Origin of the sequence: Saccharopolyspora sp. SCSIO 74807 (assembly GCF_037023755.1) — a bacterium.
Taxonomy (GTDB): domain Bacteria; phylum Actinomycetota; class Actinomycetes; order Mycobacteriales; family Pseudonocardiaceae; genus Saccharopolyspora_C; species Saccharopolyspora_C galaxeae.
This window is the reverse complement of record NZ_CP146100.1, coordinates 4,615,108-4,632,846: the sequence shown is the minus strand read 5'-3', so window position 1 is coordinate 4,632,846 and position 17,739 is coordinate 4,615,108. Positions and strand designations below refer to the sequence as shown.

The window sequence follows — 17,739 nt, the reverse complement described above, 5'->3', positions numbered from 1 at the left end:
GGGGATGCCGGATCAGTCCGGGGATTGCGGGTTCTTCCGGGGAATCCCGATCGGCCTTCCGGCGAGTTCGGGAACGGCGAGCGCCTGGTGCGCGCGGTGCACCGCGGCGAGGTGCTGCTGCAGGAACTCCGGCATGGCCCGGGATCGCCCGAGCGTCGCGTCCACATGCACCAGCAGCTGCTCCGCGGTCGCCAGCAGGGCGCCGTCGCCGCCGTGGCGCATCTCGTGGAACAGGTGCACGCGCTTGGCGTCGTGGTCGAGCAGCTGCACCGACAGCGCCAGCGGCTCGCCCTCGGCGACCTCTCGCAGGTTGTGCAGGTGGGATTGCACCGTGTACAGCGAGCGGCCCTGCTCCCGGTACTGCTCGTCGATGCCGATGTAGCGGAAGAAGGCATCCGAGTGATCACCGAACACGAGCAGGTAGCAGGACTCGCTCATGTGGCCGTTGTAGTCGACCCACCGCGGGCTGACCGGGGTCTCGTGCAGCCGCAGCGGAGCGGGGATCTCCGCATCGTCGTCCCACGGGCGGTGTCCCGTGCCTTCGTACGGGGTCACCACCCGTTGTCGGTGTTCGGTCATGCTCGCTCCGCATCGCGCGCCACTCGCGGTCGCTTCGGTTCCGGATCAGCCTTCAAGCTAGCGAAGCATTGCGATAATCGCAATAGCTGGTCATCCGTTGCGATCCACCGACCGCTCGATCGCGCCTACCCGGACGCGATGTTCGAACTTTTCCGCACCGTTACTTGACCGCGTTGCACACTTCGGCGAAGGTGTCCACTCGTCCGAATGACTGACGTATCAACCGGATCGCAACGGTTGATCATGGTGCGTGCGCGCCGGACGACCGTCCGGGGCGCGGACCGGCGAAGGGTGGAGGTGCTTCCGTCATCGACGTGCCGAACACGAAAGTGCGGCTGGATAAACGGGTTTTCGGGTTCTCCCTGCTGCTGACCGCGGTGATCGTGGTTCCGGTCGCGGTCGCCCCGGAACGCGGCAAAGCGGCCCTGGACGGGGTGCTGGGCCTGCTCACCGGGCAGTTCGGTTGGTTGTACCTGTGGTTTGCCGCGGCGGTCGCCGCGATGCTGATCTGGCTGGCGGCCGGCCGCTACGGCCGGGTCACCTTCGGCGACCCCGGCGACAGGCCGGAGTTCTCCACGCTGAGCTGGATCTCGATGATCTTCACCGCGGGCATCGGCGGCGGGATCATGTACTGGGGCGTGATCGAGTGGGCGTACTACTACAACGAGCCGCCGATGGGCATGGCCCCGCGCAGCACCGAAGCCGCCGAGTGGTCGGCCGCTTACCCGATGTTCCACTGGGGCATCACCGCGTGGGCGCTGTTCTGCCTCCCGGCGCTGGCCCTCGCTTACGCCTACCACGTGCGCAAGCAGCGCACGTTGCGGTTGTCCGACGCGTGCCGCGGGGTGATCGGCGACCGGGCCGACGGCTGGCTCGGCGGGCTCATCGACGTGCTGTTCATCTTCGGGCTGGTCGGCGCGGCCGGAACCTCGCTCGGGCTCGAAGTCCCGATCGTCTCCGACGCGATCAGCTCGATCACGCCGCTGCGGCCGGGGCCGCTGCTCGACGTCGGGGTGATCGTGCTGTGGACCGCCATGTTCGGGGCGAGCGTTTTCCTCGGGCTGCGCAAGGGGCTCAAGCGGCTGGCCGACTTCAACGTGTGGCTCGCGGGCGCGCTCGGCGCGTTCATCCTGATCGCCGGACCGACCGTGTTCCTGATCGACACGTTCACCAACAGCATCGGGCTGATGGTGCAGAACGTGCTGCGGATGAGCTTCTACACCGACCCGGTCGGCGGGTCCGGGTTCGAGGAGCAGTGGACGATCTTCTACTGGGGCTGGTGGATCTCCTACGCCCCGTTCGTCGGGCTGTTCACCGCGAAGATCTCCAAGGGCCGCACCGTCCGCGGGATGATCGGCGCCATGTGCCTGGCAGGCAGCGCGGGCTGCTGGCTCGCGTTCGCGCTGCTGGGCAACACCGGGCTGTACTACCAGATCAAGAACCTGGTTCCGATCGCCGACCTGGTCGCGCAGCAGGGCGACACCGCCGGGATCATGGCCACCCTCCGGCAGTTGCCGCTCGGCGACCTCGTGCTCGGGGTGTTCGTGCTGCTGCTGGTGGTCTTCCTGGCCACGACGCTGGACTCCGCGGCTTACACGATGGCCACGGTCGCCTCGAAGGAACTGCCCAGGGACGCGGACCCGGCGCGCTGGCACCGGGTTTTCTGGGCCGTGGTGCTCGCGGTCGTCTCGATCGTGCTGATGTACGCGGGCGGGCTGGACACGTTGCAGACGCTGTCGGTCATCACCGCGTTCCCGCTGATCTTCGTGCTGGGCACGGTGATGCTGTCGTTCTACCGATGGCTCAGCACCGATCAGCAGGTGCGCGAACAGCTCAGCCGCACGACCTCGACCGCGGACGATTCCGCGCCCTCGAACGGGGATTCGCCGGAAGTCCCGGCGTCCGCCGCACCCGTCGCGGCGCAGTCGGAAAGCGGTGCACCGCAGGCAGGCACCTGACCTCGCGGGTTCTTCCGCGGGCGGTCGGCGTCCATTCCGGACTCAAGTCCGAATGCGCCGGCCGCCGGCCCAGCCTTGACCCGCCAGGGCGCGGCAGGTCAGGACGTGGCAGCTGAGCGGGCCGCGTCGAGCCTGCGCTTGATCTCGGCGAAGTGCTCGGCCATCGCCGACGAAAGCCGCACCACCCGAGGCATCGCCGGGACCATCCCGGAAACCGGCGCAGCAGCCCGGTTTCCGGGGGCCGGAGCGGTTCCGGCCGAATCAGCTCGCTTCGGCGAACCCGCCCGGCTCGCCCGCGGCCTCCGGACGCGACCCGGCGGGCAGCCGCCGCCGCTCCTGGGCGGTGGTGCCGCCGAAGACACCGAAGTCGAGGCCGTTCTCCACGGCGTGGTTCAAGCATTCGGCGCGCACCGGGCAGCGAGCGCACACCGACTTGGCGCGGCGCACCTGCTCGGCACCGGGCCCCATTTCGGAGATCGGGAAGAACAGTTCCGGATCCTCGTCCAGGCAAGCGGCCCGGTCCCGCCAATCCATCTGCGCCATCGTCATCGCACCTCCTTCCAGAGCTGGCTCGCGCATTCGACGCCCCGCGGGGAACCCGCTCGGCGGGTCGGCGAAACGCGGAGCGCGTGGAATCCGCAGTGCCAACGCGTCGCGGCCCGATCGATGTTCCTGATTGGATCGTGGTTCCCGTCATAACCGCGCGTGACGCGCGGAATCGCGATCAGGACTTCTGCGGCCCCCAAGCCGCCACGAGCACTTGCACGCACACCAGCGCGACCACCGGCGAGAGCAGCAGCCACGGCGCGGTGGAGAGGTGTTCGACCGACTCGGCGATCATCGCTCCCCACTCGGGGTTCGGCGGCGGCGGTCCCAATCCCAGGAAGCCGAGCGCGGCAACGGTGTTGACCATCGCGGGCAGCCGCACACCGGCCAGCGCGCCGGTCGCTGGAGCCAGGAACGGCAGCATCGACCCCCGCCAGATCCGCACCCGGCCCGCCCCGAGCGCCCGGTGCGCGAGCACCCAGTTGCGGGTCCGCAGCTCGGCGACCAACGCGTCGGCCTGGCGGGCGAACGGCAGCCATCCCACCGCGATCAGCGCGAGCAGCAGCGCCGCGGTGCTCGGCCCGGCGACCAGCACGGTCACCAACGCGACGATCAACGGCGGCACCGCTACGGCCACGTCGACCAACGAGCGCACCAGCAGCGCCGCGCGACCCGCGCTCCACCCGGTGGCGATGCCGATGAGCACGCCGAGCAGCGCCGAGACCACCAGCGCGACACCCGCCGTCGCGAGCGTGCTCACCGCGCCGTGCGCGAGCCGCGCCAGCACGTCCCGGCCCAGGTCGTCGGTGCCCAGCGGATGCGCGGGCGATGGCGCCAGCAGCACCGAGCTCAGGTCGGTGCGCAACGGATCTCGGGTGAGCCCGGTGCCGCAGGTCACGGCCAGCACGCAGCCCGCGGTCCAACCGCCGACCCGGCGCAGCGCGCTCATCCGCGCACCGCCCGGCGCGAACGCGGCTCCGCGAGCGTGCCCAGCAGGTCACCGGCCGCGCCCACGAACAACGCCCCGACCGCGGCGAAGACCAGCCCGGCGCCCACCACCGGAACGTCCTGCGAGCGCACCGCTTCGACCACGGTGCTGCCCAGGCCGGGGATGTCGAAGACCACCTCGATCGCGGCGGTGCCGGAGATCGCTCCGGCGGCGTTGTAGCTCAGCAGCGACAGCGCGGCGGGCAGCGCCGGTCTGGACAGGTGCACCGACCACACGCGCAACTCGCGCAACCCGCGGGCGCGCGCCGCGGTCGCGAAGTTCTCGCCGCGCAGCGCGATCGCCTGCTCGCGGGTGACCGCGGCGATCGGCGCGGCCAGCGGTGGTACCAGCGCCAGCAGCGGCAGCACCGCGTACGCCGGTCCGCTCCACCCGGAACTCGGCAGCATCCGCAGCCCGACCGCGAAAAGCAGCACCAGCAGCGGAGCCAGTGCGAACTCCGGGACCGCCGAGAACACCCGCACCAGCGCGGAGATGACGCGGTCGGCCACCGATCCGGGTCGCCGCGCGGCGAACAGCCCGGCGACGTAGCCGACCGCGAACGAGCCCGCGCAGGCGCCGGCCATGATGCTCAGCGAGATCTGCAGCGCGGGCCCGACCACCGACAGCACCGGCGCCCCCGAGACCCAGGAAGTGCCGAGGTCGCCCTGCACCCAGCCGCCGAGCCGTTCGGCGATCCGCTGCGGCCACGGCAGGTTGGTGCCCAGCTCGGCGCGCGTCGCGGCCAGCACCACCGGGTCGGGATCGCCGTCGGCGTAGCGGGTGGCGAGCACGGTGCGTGCTGCGTCTACTCCGGACAGTTCCGGCAGCGCCACCGCGAGCACCGCGAACGCGGCCACGACGACCGGTGCCAGCGCGAGCCGCAGCAGCAGCGCCCGTCCGGCCGTCAACGCCGCGGGGCGCGCGCGGTTAGCACGAAGAACCCGGGCGCGCTGGGGTACGGAACGTCGTCGAACACGGAGGTTCGGTCGGCGATGTCGACCAGCCCGGCCCGCGCCACGAGTTCCCTGCACGCCGCGAAGTCGTAACCCATCGGCAACTGCTCCGCGGTGTCCGAATAGGACTCGCGGAACCGCTCCTCGGCGGCGGCGTCGCTGCTGGCGGTCGAGTCCCACCGGGCATCGGTCAACAGCAGCAGCCCGCCGGGCCGCAGCACCCGCGCCCACGCGCTGACCGCCTGCCGGGCATCGGGCAGCGTCCACAGCACGTTTCGGCTGACCACGGCGTCGAACGGACCGCGCGGCGGCCGGTCCGATTGGCCCAGTTCCCACCGGATGCCGAGCCCTTCGGCCGCGCCGCGCTCGGCCGCGACCGCGAGCATCCCGGCCGAAACGTCCTGCCCGGTGAGCCGGTGCCCGTCCGCGGCGAACAGCCGCGCCAGGAATCCGGTCCCGCATCCGGAATCGAGCACTTCGGCACCGCGTCCGACCACATCGGACACCAGCGGTCCGACGCGTTCGGCCCACAGCGCGCGGGCCGGGTCCTGTCCGGGCTGGCTGTCGTAGCCGAGCCGCGCGCGGGCGTCCCAGTACTCGACGACCGCTTCTGGTGCCTCGGTCATCCCAGCGTGACCTCCCGGGTCAGGAACTCGTGCTCCAGCGGGTCGGCGGGGATGCCGCGCACTTCGGCGCGGTGCGCGAAGCGCTGCTGCTCGTGCACCAGCGGGATCCCCGCCACCTTCTCGGCCAGCAGGTCGTCGGCTCGGCGGAACACCTCGGCCCGGCGGGCCGGGTCGGTGAGCCGCGGCAGCTCGGCGAGCAGCGCCTCGAACTCCGGCGCGCAGAAGTGATCCAGGTTGAACCCGCCCCGGCAGCTGAAGTCGCTGGTCAGGTGCGTCGCGGCGTCCGGGGTGTCGACGAGCTGGTTGCGCGAGTACACGACGGCGTCCAACTCGCCCGACAACGCGCGGGCCTCGATCCGGTCGGGTGGCTGCTGCACGATCCGCACCTGGAAACCGGCTCGGCCCAGTTCGTCGGCCACCGCCGTGGCCAGCGCGGGCAGCTCCGGCCGGTCCGGGTAGGTGCCGATGGTGATCGGCACCGGCCGCCCGCCGGTCGCCGCGGCCAACGCCTGCCGCGCAGCGGGAACATCGCCCGGCGGTGGGGGTTTCTCGGCGCTGAACGGGACCGCGGGACCGAAGTAGCGGCTCGCGGGCTTGCCTTGTCCTCGGAGGACACCGGAGACGAGTTCGGCGCGGTCGATCGCCTCGGCCGCGGCGCCGCGTACCCGCGGATCGTCGAACGGCGGCCGCGCGGTGTTGAGATGCAACGCGGTCGTGCGCGGCAGGTCCACGGTGGACAGCGCGAGCGATTCGTCGCCGCGCAGCGCGTCCAGCTGCGTGATCGGAACCTTGTCGATCAGGTCGAACTCGCCGCTGCGCAACCCGCTGACCCGCGCAGCGGAATCCTCCACGAAACGCACCTGCGCCTGCGCGACCTTGGCCGGGCCTGCCCGGTGACCGTCGAAGCGGCGCAGCGACACGCTTTGCGCACCGTCCGCTCCGGTGATCTCGAACGGCCCGGTGCCCGGCCCCTTGAGCGGGTCGACCGAACCGTCCGGGCGGATCGCGGAGGGCGCCAGCACCGCCGTGTTCGCCGTGCTCATCCGCTGCGGCAGGATCGGATCGGGCGCAACCGTGCGGACCGAGAGGGTCCGGTCGTCCAGCGCGGCGGCCTGCTCGATCGTGCCGCGCAGCGCACGCGGCGGTGCGGGCGCGTGCACGACCCGGTTCACCGAGTCCGCGGCGGCCTGCGCGGTCAGCGGCTCACCGGACTGGAACCGGACGCCCTCGGCGAGCGTGAAACGCCACTCGGTCGGGCCGGTGCGCTGCCAGGACTCCGCCAAGCCCGGGCGGACCGTGCCGTCCGGTGAGCCGTCGAGCAGCGTCTCGGTGACGCCGAGCCGCATCAGCAGCAGCGCGTCGTCCGAAGCCGGGGACCAGTTCGCCCGCGGCGGGATCGCCATGGCGACCCGCAGCGCCGCCGGGTCCGCGGCACCACCGGTGAAGCCGCAGCCGGCTACGGCCAGCACCAGTCCGAAGACCAGCCAAGTGCACCTGATGCGCAACGACCAACTCCTTGCAAGAACAAACCCCGGAATCCTTGCACGGACAACGTGGCCGGGGCCAGGAATGGCCGTCGAATGTGGGCGCGATCGCTGGTTGTTACCGGTTCAGCGGGTGCGGCCCGGAGCGCGTGCGGCATCGAGCCGCGCCTGCGCGCAGGACTCCGGCGCGCTGCGCGGCCTCGGGCAAGCCGCGAGCGGGCCAGCGGCACGGCTGCTCACTGCGCCACCAAGCCGCTGCCCGGAAGCTTCGCCCCGGACGCGTAGTTCACGGCGCAATACACCACGTGCCGGTACTCGGATTGCCGCTCGTCCCACCGCTCCCTGGCGGGCGCCAACGCCGTGACCTCGACTTCGCGCTCCTGCAGCCACGGGTTGTTGCGGTAGGAGCCGAACCTGTCGCGGCACAGCGTCGCCGCCTCCGCCGGCGGCGGGTAGGCCTCGTCCTTGGCCAGCTGGATGCCGGCGAACACCTCCATGTCGTGCGCCGCATCGCAGCCGACCGGGTCCATCCGCCCGCCGGGCCGCGCGTCCCCGTCGGCGCACCAGGTGTTGCCGTAGGTGGTCTCGGTCAGATCCACGTCTTCCGGGTTCGGGGTGCCGTCGTGGATCTGGCTGTTCCAGGTCGTCGCAGACGTGCCGACGACCCGCGCGGGGATGGCGACGCCGGTATCGCCGGTGGCGGTGGCTCCGCCGATGGCGATGCCTCCCACCAGCGCGGCCGCGATCGCCAGCGCCGTCCCGGCGACGACCAGCGCCATCCGCCGCCGCGGTGCGCACCGCCGCCTGACGGAGGTCGTGCGGTCCTGCGACCCGCTCCGCCCGTCGGGCGCGTACTGCTCCAGGACGCCCCGCACGTCGTCGGCATCCGGGCGCCGCTCGGCGCGCTTGTCCAGCAGCCCGGCCACGGTGGAGGCGAGCGGGTCGCCGCAGTCCAGCTTCGGCGGCGAATAGCTGACCACCGCGTACAACCCCGCCTGCTGTTCGGTGCGGCCGAACGGGGAATGCCCGGACAACATGCTGTAGAGCGTGACGCCGAGCTGCCACATGTCGGTCGCGGTGCTCACCGGGTCGCCGTTGACCTGTTCCGGGCTCAGGTAGGCGGGCGAACCCATGATCATGTCGGACCGGGTGAGCCGGGTGTCCTCCTGCATCCAGGCGAGCCCGAAATCCGCGAGTTTCGCGCGCGAACGGGCCGACGGCAGCAGGACGTTGCTGGGTTTGACATCGCGGTGCACGATTCCGATGCGGTGCGCGCTCTGCAGCGCGTCGAGCACTTCCAGCGCGATCGCCGCGGCCCATTCCGGCCGCATCGGCCCGAATCGGTCCAGCACTTCGGCGAGCGAAGAACCCTCGACGAATTCCATCACGATGTGCACGACACCGGCATCGCTGTCCCAGAGCACATCGTGGACGGTGACCGCGGCCGGATCGTTGATCCGCCCGGCCCCGCGGATTTCCCGCAGCAGCCGCCGGATGGACGAGTCCCGGTCCTGCGCGGTGAGATTGCGCGGCACCGAGATCTCCTTGATCGCGACCGGCCGCTGGATGAGCCGGTCCTCCCCGTGCCAGACGACCCCCATTCCGCCTCTGCCGACCTCTTCCAGCAGCGCATAGCGCCCGTCCCCGATCGTTCGTACTTCGGCCTGCGAACCCGGTCCACTCACCCGCGACACCCCTCCACCGTCATCATCGATCAGCCACGCGGCGACGGATACGTGATCCGGAATTTACCGCAGCACGGCGGCGGATCCGGAAATAGGTGGATTCATGGTCCGCGGTGCGCGACAACCGACCATCCCGGTTATCACGGGAATCAATAAACGAACTCCGCACCGGTGCGGAAACCGACGCCCCTTCGGAATGAATCGCGCAACAGGAGGGCCTCCGAAACCCGCGGCCGACGCGCTCGTCGATTGTGCACAGCACCGGCGCACAGCGGTTCTCGCTGATCGGCGCCGTCGAACGCGAATTCGGTCAGGTCGCGCAGGCGATGCACGTCGCCGCGGCGGGCAGCGCCTCCAGCCGCTCGGCCCCGATGGCCGCCCCGCACCGCTCGCACACGCCGTAGCTGCCCGCGTCCACGCGGGCGGCCGCGCGGTCCAGCGCTTCCAGCTCTCGGCGAGCATCGTCGAACAGCCCGCGCACCTGGGCGCGCTCGTACGCGATCGTCGCGCCTTCGGGGTCGTGCTCGTCGTCGGTGCCGGTCCAGGTCGAGGTCTCCCGGATCGCGGCGAGATCGCGCCGCAGCGACTCGATCCGGGCCAGCGCACCGGCGCGCGCCTCGGCCAGCCGCGCGCGGGTCTCCTCCTGCGGCTGCTGCATGGCGGGTGAACACCTGCTGTGCGCGCACCATTCCGTTCGTGCGACGACGTCCCGGCGGTTCGCCGACACCAAGGACAGCTGGGGCGCACCGGAAGGATTTATTTCATTCGAGACTGATCATAACGAGCCGCCCGATATACGGTCCGCTCCGCAGTCCGGCCGCGACGATCAGCACCGGACCGCCTCCTGCCCGGTCACGAAACGGCAGCCGCCACCGCCGCGACGGTTGCCCCGACACCCCGGGCGCGAGTACTGATGACGTCCGCCGATTGATCACCGAACGAACTCCGCCCGAACACCAGGTTCCGCCCGCGGGTCACCGCAGCACCGCCCCGCTACCGGCGAAACGCACGAAAAGGATCGCGCATGTCCCGTACCCGCGGGTTACCACCACTCGCCGCCCACCCGTCGCCAGCGAGCAACGCAGGCAGGCACTCGTGAACCGGCCGGGGTGGCAGCAACTGCTGCGGCGCAAGCCGGTTCGCACGCTGCTCGCCGAGAGCGGCACCGAAGACGGCCGCGGCGAACTCAGCCGGTCGATCGGCGTGGTGCGGCTGACCATGATCGGAGTCGGCTCCACGGTCGGAACCGGGATCTTCATCGTGCTCAACGAGGCCGTGCCGGAGGCAGGGCCCGCGGTGATCCTCTCGTTCGTGATCGCCGGGATCACCGCCGCGCTGACCGCCCTGTGCTACGCCGAACTCGCCTCGACGATCCCGGTTTCCGGGGCTTCCTACACCTACGCCTACGCGACCCTCGGCGAGATCGTCGCCTACGCGGTCGGCGCCTGCCTGCTGTTGGAATACGGAGTGGCCGCGTCGGCCGTCGCGGTGGGCTGGGGCGAGTACCTCAACGCGTTCCTCGCCGATACCGCCGGGTGGCAGATACCGGCCGCGTTGAGCGCGCCGCCCGGTGAGGGCGGGATCATCAACGTGCCCGCGGCCGTGCTCGTCGCGATGTGCGGCGTGCTGCTGATGCGCGGCACTCGCGAGTCCGCGACGATCAACGCCGTCACCGTGGGCATCAAGCTGGCGGTGCTGCTGCTGTTCAGCGCGATCGCGCTCACCGCGTTCTCCACGCAGAACGCGGCTCCGTTCGCACCGTTCGGCGTCGCGGGCATCGGCACGGCGGCGTCCACGGTGTTCTTCTCCTACATCGGCATGGACACCGTCTCCACCGGCGGCGAAGAGGTGCGCAATCCGCGCCGGACGCTGCCGCTGGCGATCTTCTGGACGGTCGTGATCGTCACGGTGATCTACGTGCTGGTGGCCGTGGCGGGGGTCGGCGCCCAGGCGTGGCAGCGGTTCGAGGGCCAGGACGCCGGACTCGTCGTGATCCTCGGCGACGTCACGGGGGCGGGCTGGCCCGCGATCGTGCTGGCGCTGGGCGGCGTGGTGTCGATCTTCGGCGTCACCCTCACCACGCTGTACGGGCAGACCCGCGTGCTGTTCTCGATGGGCCGCGACGGTCTGCTGCCCGAGGCGTTCCACAGGGTGCACCCGCGCACCGGCACGCCCACCCGCAACACGCTGATCGTTTCCGGGTGCGTCGGAGTGCTGGCCGCCGTGGTCCCGCTGAGCACCCTCGCGGATCTGACCAGCATGGGGACGCTGGTCGCCTTCACCGTGGTCTCCGCAGGGGTGATCGTGCTGCGGCGCAGCAGGCCCGACCTGACCCGCGGCTTCCGCGTTCCCGGTTATCCGGTCACGCCCGCGCTGAGCATCGCGGCCTGCCTGTACCTGATCTACAGCCTTCCCGCGGTGACCTACCTGCTGTTCCTGGTGTGGATCACGCTCGCGTTGATCTTCTACTTCAGCTACAGCGTGCGGCATTCGCGGCTGGCGGGGTCCAAGGACGCCCCCGGCTGAGGCCGGTTCACCCGAGCACGAGCGGGAGTTTCCCGGCCAGCTCCGCCAGCTCCGCATCCTCCGCAGCCGTCGGGGCGCGCCGCCCGGTCCCCACGAGCAGCGCATCGGCGTCCGAGAACGACGCGGGAAACGCCGCCCCGGCGATCTTTTCCAGCATCCGGCGGGAACGGGCCAGGCCTTCGGCGGGCGGTCCGTCCGCGGCCGGGAGGTGCGCGACGAGGTCCAGGTGGTGCAACGTCCATTCGAGGACGTAGGCGGTGAGGTAGTCGCCCGCGGTGAGCACCTCGTCGCGCGTGCTCACCCGGGCCGCCGGGTCGGCGAGTCCAGCGGCGCGACCGGCGGCGGAACCGACGTCGTCGAGGTGGAAGCGCAGCAGCCACGGCTGCTCGTACGCGGCGGCCAGCCTAACGGTGAGCGCGTCCAGCGGATCGTCGCCGGCCGGTGGCGTCGCGGCGACGTGCCAATAGCTCAGCGCGTCGCGGGTCGGTTCCGTGTCGGCGGGTGTGACCAGGGTGATCAGGACGTCCTGCGCGTCGATGATCAGGTGGCACACCAGGTCCCGGACGAGCCATCCGGTACAGCCGGACGGTCGTGCGAAATCCTCGTCCGGCAGCTCGGCGACCGCGGTGCGCAGCGCTGCCCAAGAGCGCGAGAACAGGTCCACATCAGCAAGGTAGCCCGCCGCCCGCGCGGGCACGCCCGCCTCGCCCGAATCGTGCAGCACGCGACGGGCTCGCGGAGCATCTGCCGCTGCGGATTCAGCGCGCTTCGCAGGACGCGTGCTGCGAAACGTGCAGGGCGCTGCCGACGAGAAGCATCCGCAAGGCGCGGGCGGTGGCGCCGGCGATGAGCTCGGGAGCTTCGGCGATCGCCTCCCGGAGCAACACCGGTCCGGTCAGGATGCCGGTGAAAGCGTCGATTCCGGTGTCGTAGCTGCGCTCGGCGCCGGGCCCGATGGTGCCGCACACCGCGATCACTGGTTTGCCCCGGCGCTTGGCGCGGCGCGCGACCTCAGCGGGCATCTTGCCGAGCGCGGTGGACGCGTCGATCGCGCCCTCCGCGGTGATCACCAGGTCGGCGGCCTGCAACCGCGCGTCCAGATCCGCGTCGTCGAGGAACACGTCGAACCGGGACACGAGCCGGGCGCCGAGCACGCCGGCCAGCCCGGCGCCGAGCCCGCCCGAGGCACCCCCGCCGGGCCGGTCGCCCAGCTGCGCGCCGCCGTGTTCGCGCAACAGCTCCGCCCAGTGCTCCATGGCCGCGGCAAGCCGCTCGATCCGGGCGGGTGCTGCGCCCTTCTGCGGGCCGTAGACGCGGGCGACGCCGTTCGGCCCGCACAACACGTTCTTCGGGTTCACCGCCACCACGAGCTCCACTGCGGACAGTCGCGGATCCAGGGCACCGGCGTCGATTCGCACCGCGTCGGCCAACCGGCCGCCGCCCGGGCCGATCTCCCGTCCCGCACCGTCGAGCACTCGAACCCCGAGCGCTTGCAACGCGCCGGCCGCACCGTCGCCGACTCCGGAGTCCCCGCAGCCGATGACGATCTTGGCGGGGCCGGTGTCCAAGGCCGCGGCGATCAGCTCGCCGACACCGCGGCTGGACGTGCGCGCCGGGTCGCGTTGTGCGTGCGGCACCAGCGAAAGTCCGGCGGCGGCGGCCACCTCCACGAACGCGGTGCGCGGACCGGCTCCGCCGAGCAGTGCGAAGCAGGCGTCCACCGGCTCACCCACCGGGCCGGTCACCCGAGCCGGGACCAGCTCGCCACCGGTCGACGCGGCCAGCTGCCGCGTCGATCCTTCACCGCCGTCGATCAGCCCGACGGTGTCGACGACGGCACCGGGAACCACCCGGCGGATGCCGGTGCCGATCCCCGCGGCGACGTCTTCGGCATCGAGACATTCCTTGAACCCGGCCGGGGCGACGAGGATTCGGAGCACGATGACCTCCATAGTGGACTGATCAGGTTAGGGGCAGGCCGAGCACCGGCCAGACGTACCGGGCGAACAGCAGGACCAGCGCGCCCAGCGCCGGCCCGAGCAGCGCCGAGAGCTTCAGCAGGTCGCGCGGCGCGAAGGTGGGCGCCTGCTCGATCCCGGCGAACATCGCGACCGGTTTCGCCGAGGAAGTCAGGGTGTGGCAGAAACCAGCCGCGGCCGTGGACGCGAACGCCAGCGCCACCGGGTTCAGCCCCGCGGCCGCTGCCGCGGGCACGACCACGGGAATCAGCACCGAGGACCGTGCCGAGCGGGATTGCACCAGCAAGTGCGCGGCGACGCTGAGCACGACGATGCCGAGCAGCACGTGCTCCGGACGGCTCCTGCCGAGCAACTCGCCCACCACCCACGCCGCCGCGCCCGATTCGGTCAATGCCGTACCGAGCCCGCTCGTGGCGGCCATGAACAGCAGCAGCGACCAGGGAATCCCCGCGAGTGCGGCGTTGATGCCCACCGTGCCGACGTGGGGTGAGGTGATCACCAACGCCCCGACCAGCGCGACCAGTGCGGGCGACAGACCGTGCACCGGCTCAGTGCTCCACAGCAGCACCACGCAGCCGAGCAACACCGCCGCGCGGACTTCGTTGCGCTGCAACCGTTCTGGAACATCGAGCTGTCGGCGCAACGTCCCCGCGTCGATCCGCAACGGCTCGCTGCGATCGCAGTGGCGGGTGAACAGCAGCAACACGATCTCGGCGGCCAGGTGCGAACTGACCGCCGCGAACGGCAATCCCCACAGCAACCAGCGCGCGAAGCCGATCTCCGCGTCGATGGTGCTGTCCAGGATTTCGCTGGTGATCAAGTGAGCACCGGCGCCGAGCAGGCTCGCGATGGCCGACAGCAGCACCACCGCCGGGAAAAGGACTGCGAGCGCCCGCACCATCCGCTGCCTGGACGCGAACGTCGCGGCCAGCGCGAGGTAGAGCGGCAGCACGAGCGCGGCCCGGCCGCTGGTGCTGGGCACCAGCAGCGCGGTGCCCACGAGCGCGAGCGTGATCAGGTGGAACAAGCCTCGCGGCCGGCGGGCGCGCGTCGCGAGCGCGACCGCCGAGCGGGCAGGCAGCCCGGTCCGCTCGATCCCGGCGGCCAGCACGAACGCCGCCACCAGCAGCCAGATCTGGTCCTGCCCCAACGACTCGAAAACGTCCTCGGACGGCATGACGCCGCAGACGACGAGCACCACGGCCGCGGCAAGCGCGACGAACGTGTCGTCCGAACGGCGGCTCATCCAGCCGGCTACGGCTGCGATGAACACCAGGATCGTGAGCGCCCCGTCCCGGCCGAGCTCTCCCGGCCCGGCCGGATCCGGCACGTTGTGCAGAAATGCGGCCACCACGCCGAAAACGGCGATAGCCCCGACAACAGCGGCACCGATCCGCACCCGGCGGGAACGCACCGGTCCGATGCGAACCGTCTCCGCTTCCCGCTGGGCGTCCATGGCGTAGACGATCTGCCACGTTGCTGAGCGTTGCGTGAACCTTCGATGAGGACAACCTCATGCACAGTGCCGCGCCACCCGGTCTCGGCGGCGCGGAACGTCAGGCCATGAACGACGCCAGTTCTTCGTTGAACCGGTCAGGTTCCTCGATGAACGGGCAGTGCGCGCTGTCGTCGAAGACCGTCAGCCGCGCATCGCCGATCGTCTCGGCGAGGTACGGGCCGTTGCCCGCTGGGATGACCCGGTCGTGGGCACCGGTGAGCACCAGCGTCGGCACCTGCACCTTGGCCAGCACGTCGGTGTAGTCCTGGTTGAGCACGTTCCAGCACATCGCGGCGGAACCGGCCGGGTTCATGCTCGTGATTTCGGTGCGCAGCCACGCGAGCTGCTCGGCAGGACGCTCGTCGCGGAAGAACTGCGGCAGCACGAAATCCGCTGCTTCTTCCATGCTTTTGCGTTGCAGCGCAACCCAATCGAGAGCTTGCGGCACATCGACGAAGCCGAGCTCCCACTCCCCCGAGTTGATCAGCCGCGGACCACCGCAGACGAGCGCGATCCTGCGCAGCACGCCGCAGCCGAACACGTCCACATAGGACAGGACGGTCGAAACGCCGAGCGACCATCCGAGCAGCGTGATCTCGCGCAGGTCCAGCGCGGTGATCAGGTCGTGCAGGTCCTTCGCGACCCGTTCCATCCGCTGCCCGGCGTCGGTGCGCTCCGACTCCCCCTGCCCGCGCGGGTCGAAGCAGACCACCCTGAAGCGCCCGGAAAGCCCGCTGATCTGCTGCTCGAACCAGCGCGCCGAACCGCTCCAGCCGGGGACGATCAACAACACCGGGGCATCCCGAGGCCCCTCGTCGACGTAGTGCAGGCGGAGGTCGTCGCTGGTCGTCAGAACGGGCATCGCGAGAAGCGCTCCTCGGGATCTCGGGGCAACGCGGCGAAACGCTGCGGGCCGCAGCGCCACTACCGGCACCCGCGAAACCGCTTTTCCGCTCGACGGGAGCAATTCGCGCGCACTGCCGGCTGTCGGCACGGCCGCGGTCGGCGTCACGAAGACTTTGCACGCGCCGCACCGGCGGAGTCAACGACTCCGATCAAATTGATGCTAATGATTACTCCGGACGGCAGGCGTCTCGAGAACAGGCCCGCGAGTGGTCGCCGGGGTGCCCGACGCCCATCAAACGCTCAGCGGACGCTGTCGGCACTGGGCGTAGGCGGGCTGCCACGGCTGGATCCGCTCCAGCGCGGCCGCCGCCGCCAGCACGCTGCGGTCGCCGTAGCGCGGTCCGATGATCTGCAGTCCGACCGGCAGCGACTCCGACATGCCCGCCGGTACCGAGATCGCCGGATGCCCGGAGAAGTTCAGCGGGTAGGTCAAGCACCAGCCGATGAGCGGATTCACCTGCACGCCATCGACCCGCTGCGGGCCGAGGGTGTTCCCGTCAGCGGCGTTCGGCACCGGCGGGCAAGCCACGGTGGGCGTGACGAGCAGGTCGTGGTCGGCGAACACGGCCTGGATCGCGTCGTAGACCTCGGTGCGCTGCTGCTCGTCGTGGACCGCGTCGAGCGCGCTGCGCCCGAGCGAGGCGTCGAGGTAGCCGCGGAATTCCGCGGGGAAGTCCTCCGCGTGCTCGCCGAACACGTCGACCCCGAGGTTCGCGAAGGTCTCCACGACCTCCTGCCCGGACATCATCCGGCACCAAAGTTCGGCGAGATCCCGCTGATCGCACGGCATTCGCGGCGCCACTTCGTCCACAGTGGCCCCTGCTTGCCCGAACAGCGCGGCGGCCGCCGCGGCCACTCCTGCCACTGCCGGTTCCACGGGGTACATGCCGAAGTCGGGCGCATACGCCACGCGCATCCCCGACAGCGAAATCTCCGTCGCCTGCAGATAATCCACCTGCTGGTCGAGGGCGAACGGGTCACGCGAGTCGTATCCGGTGAGCACCGTGGCGGCGAGGGCGACATCGGCGACGGTGCGCGCGATCGGCCCCTCGAACAAGAACGGGTGCGCACCGCCGAACGCGTTCGGCCGCGTCACGCACGGGACCCGGCCGAACGATGGTTTGTAGCCGACGACTCCGCACCAGGCAGCCGGAATCCGGATCGATCCACCGCCGTCGGCACCTTCGGCCAACGGCAGCAGCCCGTCGGCCACCGCGGCGGCCGATCCTCCTGAAGAGCCACCGGAATTGCGGGTGGTGTCGAAGGGATTCCGAGTGGGACCGAACAACGGGTTGTCGCACGTCCCGCGGAACCCCATGACCGGTGAATTGGTCTTGCCGAGCAGGATCGCCCCGGCCGCCCGCATCCGCTCGGCATAGATGCAGTAACGATCGAGCACCTTGTCACGCAGGGCGCGGACGCCGCCGAAGGTCGACGGCCAGCCGGGGTGGAAATCCAGCAGGTCCTTCAACGCGGTCGGGACACCGTGCAGCGGGCCCAGCCGGTCTCCGTCCAGCACCGCCCGTTCAGCGCGTCGTGCCTGTTCCACGGCTTCATCGGCGAGGTATACGAAACTGTTGAGGCTGCCGTCGCGGTGCTCGATGCGCCGCAGGAAGAATTCGACGATCTCGACGGGCGAGAGGTCGCGATCGCGGACCGCCGCGGCAAGGTCGGCCGCCGACGCGTAAGCCAGTTCGTCGTTGCGCACAGCTCCTCCTCCGGCCGGTACGTCCGTGCACCTGCGCACCACGTCCTCGGCAGCTCCCGGAGTGTGCGGACGGCCTCGCCGGATCATGGACCGAAGTGCGTCGCGGTTCAAACACGAGCCGCGGCACCGGGCTCGATCTCATCAACTCAGCGCAACGGCACTACCCCATACGGTGCGAGCGACCGGACGTTCGGTCACCGTGCACCGAAAAGCCGCTGCCGCGCGCAAAAAGCACCGCCGCACGCTGGGCGCCGGAAGAATCGGCTCAGCGTGCGGCGGTGCTTCAGCGTCCGCTCGGTCTAG

15 protein-coding genes are annotated in these 17,739 nt (G+C 70.8%); 2 read left to right on the top strand and 13 right to left on the bottom strand.

The window, feature by feature from the left end:
• Positions 1 to 12 precede the first annotated feature (12 nt).
• Positions 13 to 579, bottom strand: coding sequence for a thioesterase family protein (locus V1457_RS21220; RefSeq protein WP_200070487.1), 567 nt, complete (start codon positions 577 to 579; stop codon positions 13 to 15).
• Positions 580 to 893: 314 nt separating this feature from the next.
• On the opposite strand from V1457_RS21220, the gene V1457_RS21215 reads away from it, so the two are divergent.
• Positions 894 to 2,537 carry a BCCT family transporter gene (locus tag V1457_RS21215; protein ID WP_338596260.1) on the top strand — a complete coding sequence of 548 codons (1,644 nt, stop codon included), beginning with the start codon at positions 894 to 896 and terminating at the stop codon, positions 2,535 to 2,537.
• Positions 2,538 to 2,798: 261 nt separating this feature from the next.
• On the opposite strand, the gene V1457_RS21210 is transcribed toward V1457_RS21215, so the two are convergent.
• From V1457_RS21210 to V1457_RS21180, 7 genes are all read right to left on the bottom strand, one after another.
• Positions 2,799 to 3,086: a WhiB family transcriptional regulator gene (locus V1457_RS21210; RefSeq protein WP_374220944.1), complete on the bottom strand. Its 288-nt coding sequence runs from the start codon at positions 3,084 to 3,086 to the stop codon at positions 2,799 to 2,801.
• 175 nt (positions 3,087 to 3,261) lie between these two features.
• Positions 3,262 to 4,032 (bottom strand): ABC transporter permease, encoded by a 771-nt coding sequence (locus tag V1457_RS21205; RefSeq protein ID WP_338596259.1) that lies wholly within the window; start codon positions 4,030 to 4,032, stop codon positions 3,262 to 3,264.
• Positions 4,029 to 4,979, bottom strand: a complete 951-nt coding sequence (locus V1457_RS21200; protein WP_338596257.1) for an ABC transporter permease — start codon at positions 4,977 to 4,979, stop codon at positions 4,029 to 4,031. Before V1457_RS21200 ends, V1457_RS21205 begins: the two co-directional genes overlap by 4 nt.
• Positions 4,976 to 5,650 (bottom strand): class I SAM-dependent methyltransferase, encoded by a 675-nt coding sequence (locus V1457_RS21195; RefSeq protein ID WP_338596256.1) that lies wholly within the window; start codon positions 5,648 to 5,650, stop codon positions 4,976 to 4,978. Before V1457_RS21195 ends, V1457_RS21200 begins: the two co-directional genes overlap by 4 nt.
• Positions 5,647 to 7,155: an ABC transporter substrate-binding protein gene (locus tag V1457_RS21190; protein WP_338596255.1), complete on the bottom strand. Its 1,509-nt coding sequence runs from the start codon at positions 7,153 to 7,155 to the stop codon at positions 5,647 to 5,649. The genes V1457_RS21195 and V1457_RS21190 overlap by 4 nt, the downstream gene beginning before the upstream one ends.
• A 215-nt stretch (positions 7,156 to 7,370) precedes the next feature.
• The gene (locus V1457_RS21185; protein WP_338596254.1) at positions 7,371 to 8,819 is read right to left on the bottom strand and encodes a serine/threonine-protein kinase; all 1,449 of its coding nucleotides are present in this window, start codon (positions 8,817 to 8,819) and stop codon (positions 7,371 to 7,373) included.
• Between the two features lie 310 nt (positions 8,820 to 9,129).
• Positions 9,130 to 9,477 carry a TraR/DksA C4-type zinc finger protein gene (locus V1457_RS21180; protein ID WP_200070494.1) on the bottom strand — a complete coding sequence of 116 codons (348 nt, stop codon included), beginning with the start codon at positions 9,475 to 9,477 and terminating at the stop codon, positions 9,130 to 9,132.
• Between the two features lie 437 nt (positions 9,478 to 9,914).
• Here V1457_RS21180 and V1457_RS21175 point away from each other — a divergent pair, with 437 nt between their 5' ends.
• Positions 9,915 to 11,345, top strand: coding sequence for an amino acid permease (locus V1457_RS21175; protein ID WP_338596251.1), 1,431 nt, complete (start codon positions 9,915 to 9,917; stop codon positions 11,343 to 11,345).
• Positions 11,346 to 11,352: 7 nt separating this feature from the next.
• Here the strand turns inward: V1457_RS21175 and V1457_RS21170 are convergent, their stop codons facing one another.
• The 5 genes from V1457_RS21170 to V1457_RS21150 all read right to left on the bottom strand — a co-directional run bounded on the left by V1457_RS21170 (position 11,353) and on the right by V1457_RS21150 (position 17,436).
• Positions 11,353 to 12,009, bottom strand: coding sequence for a maleylpyruvate isomerase N-terminal domain-containing protein (locus V1457_RS21170; protein WP_338605060.1), 657 nt, complete (start codon positions 12,007 to 12,009; stop codon positions 11,353 to 11,355).
• A 94-nt stretch (positions 12,010 to 12,103) separates the two neighbouring features.
• Positions 12,104 to 13,285, bottom strand: coding sequence for a glycerate kinase (locus V1457_RS21165; RefSeq protein WP_338596249.1), 1,182 nt, complete (start codon positions 13,283 to 13,285; stop codon positions 12,104 to 12,106).
• A 22-nt stretch (positions 13,286 to 13,307) separates the two neighbouring features.
• A complete protein-coding gene (locus V1457_RS21160) occupies positions 13,308 to 14,780 on the bottom strand; it encodes an SLC13 family permease (protein WP_338596247.1) in 1,473 nt (490 codons plus the stop codon).
• 100 nt (positions 14,781 to 14,880) lie between these two features.
• Positions 14,881 to 15,684, bottom strand: a complete 804-nt coding sequence (locus V1457_RS21155) for an alpha/beta hydrolase (protein ID WP_338596245.1) — start codon at positions 15,682 to 15,684, stop codon at positions 14,881 to 14,883.
• Positions 15,685 to 15,960: 276 nt separating this feature from the next.
• Positions 15,961 to 17,436: an amidase gene (locus V1457_RS21150; protein WP_338596243.1), complete on the bottom strand. Its 1,476-nt coding sequence runs from the start codon at positions 17,434 to 17,436 to the stop codon at positions 15,961 to 15,963.
• Positions 17,437 to 17,739: the final 303 nt, after the last annotated feature.

Excerpts from the sequence above, each read along its gene's own strand:
- V1457_RS21220 (WP_200070487.1), bottom strand. The coding sequence starts at position 579 with ATGACCGAACACCGACAACGGGTGGTGACCCCGTACGAAGGCACGGGA.
- V1457_RS21210 (WP_374220944.1), bottom strand. The coding sequence starts at position 3,086 with ATGACGATGGCGCAGATGGATTGGCGGGACCGGGCCGCTTGCCTGGAC.
- V1457_RS21205 (WP_338596259.1), bottom strand. The coding sequence starts at position 4,032 with ATGAGCGCGCTGCGCCGGGTCGGCGGTTGGACCGCGGGCTGCGTGCTG.
- V1457_RS21195 (WP_338596256.1), bottom strand. The coding sequence starts at position 5,650 with ATGACCGAGGCACCAGAAGCGGTCGTCGAGTACTGGGACGCCCGCGCG.
- V1457_RS21180 (WP_200070494.1), bottom strand. The coding sequence starts at position 9,477 with ATGCAGCAGCCGCAGGAGGAGACCCGCGCGCGGCTGGCCGAGGCGCGC.
- V1457_RS21160 (WP_338596247.1), bottom strand. The coding sequence starts at position 14,780 with ATGGACGCCCAGCGGGAAGCGGAGACGGTTCGCATCGGACCGGTGCGT.
- V1457_RS21155 (WP_338596245.1), bottom strand. The coding sequence starts at position 15,684 with ATGCCCGTTCTGACGACCAGCGACGACCTCCGCCTGCACTACGTCGAC.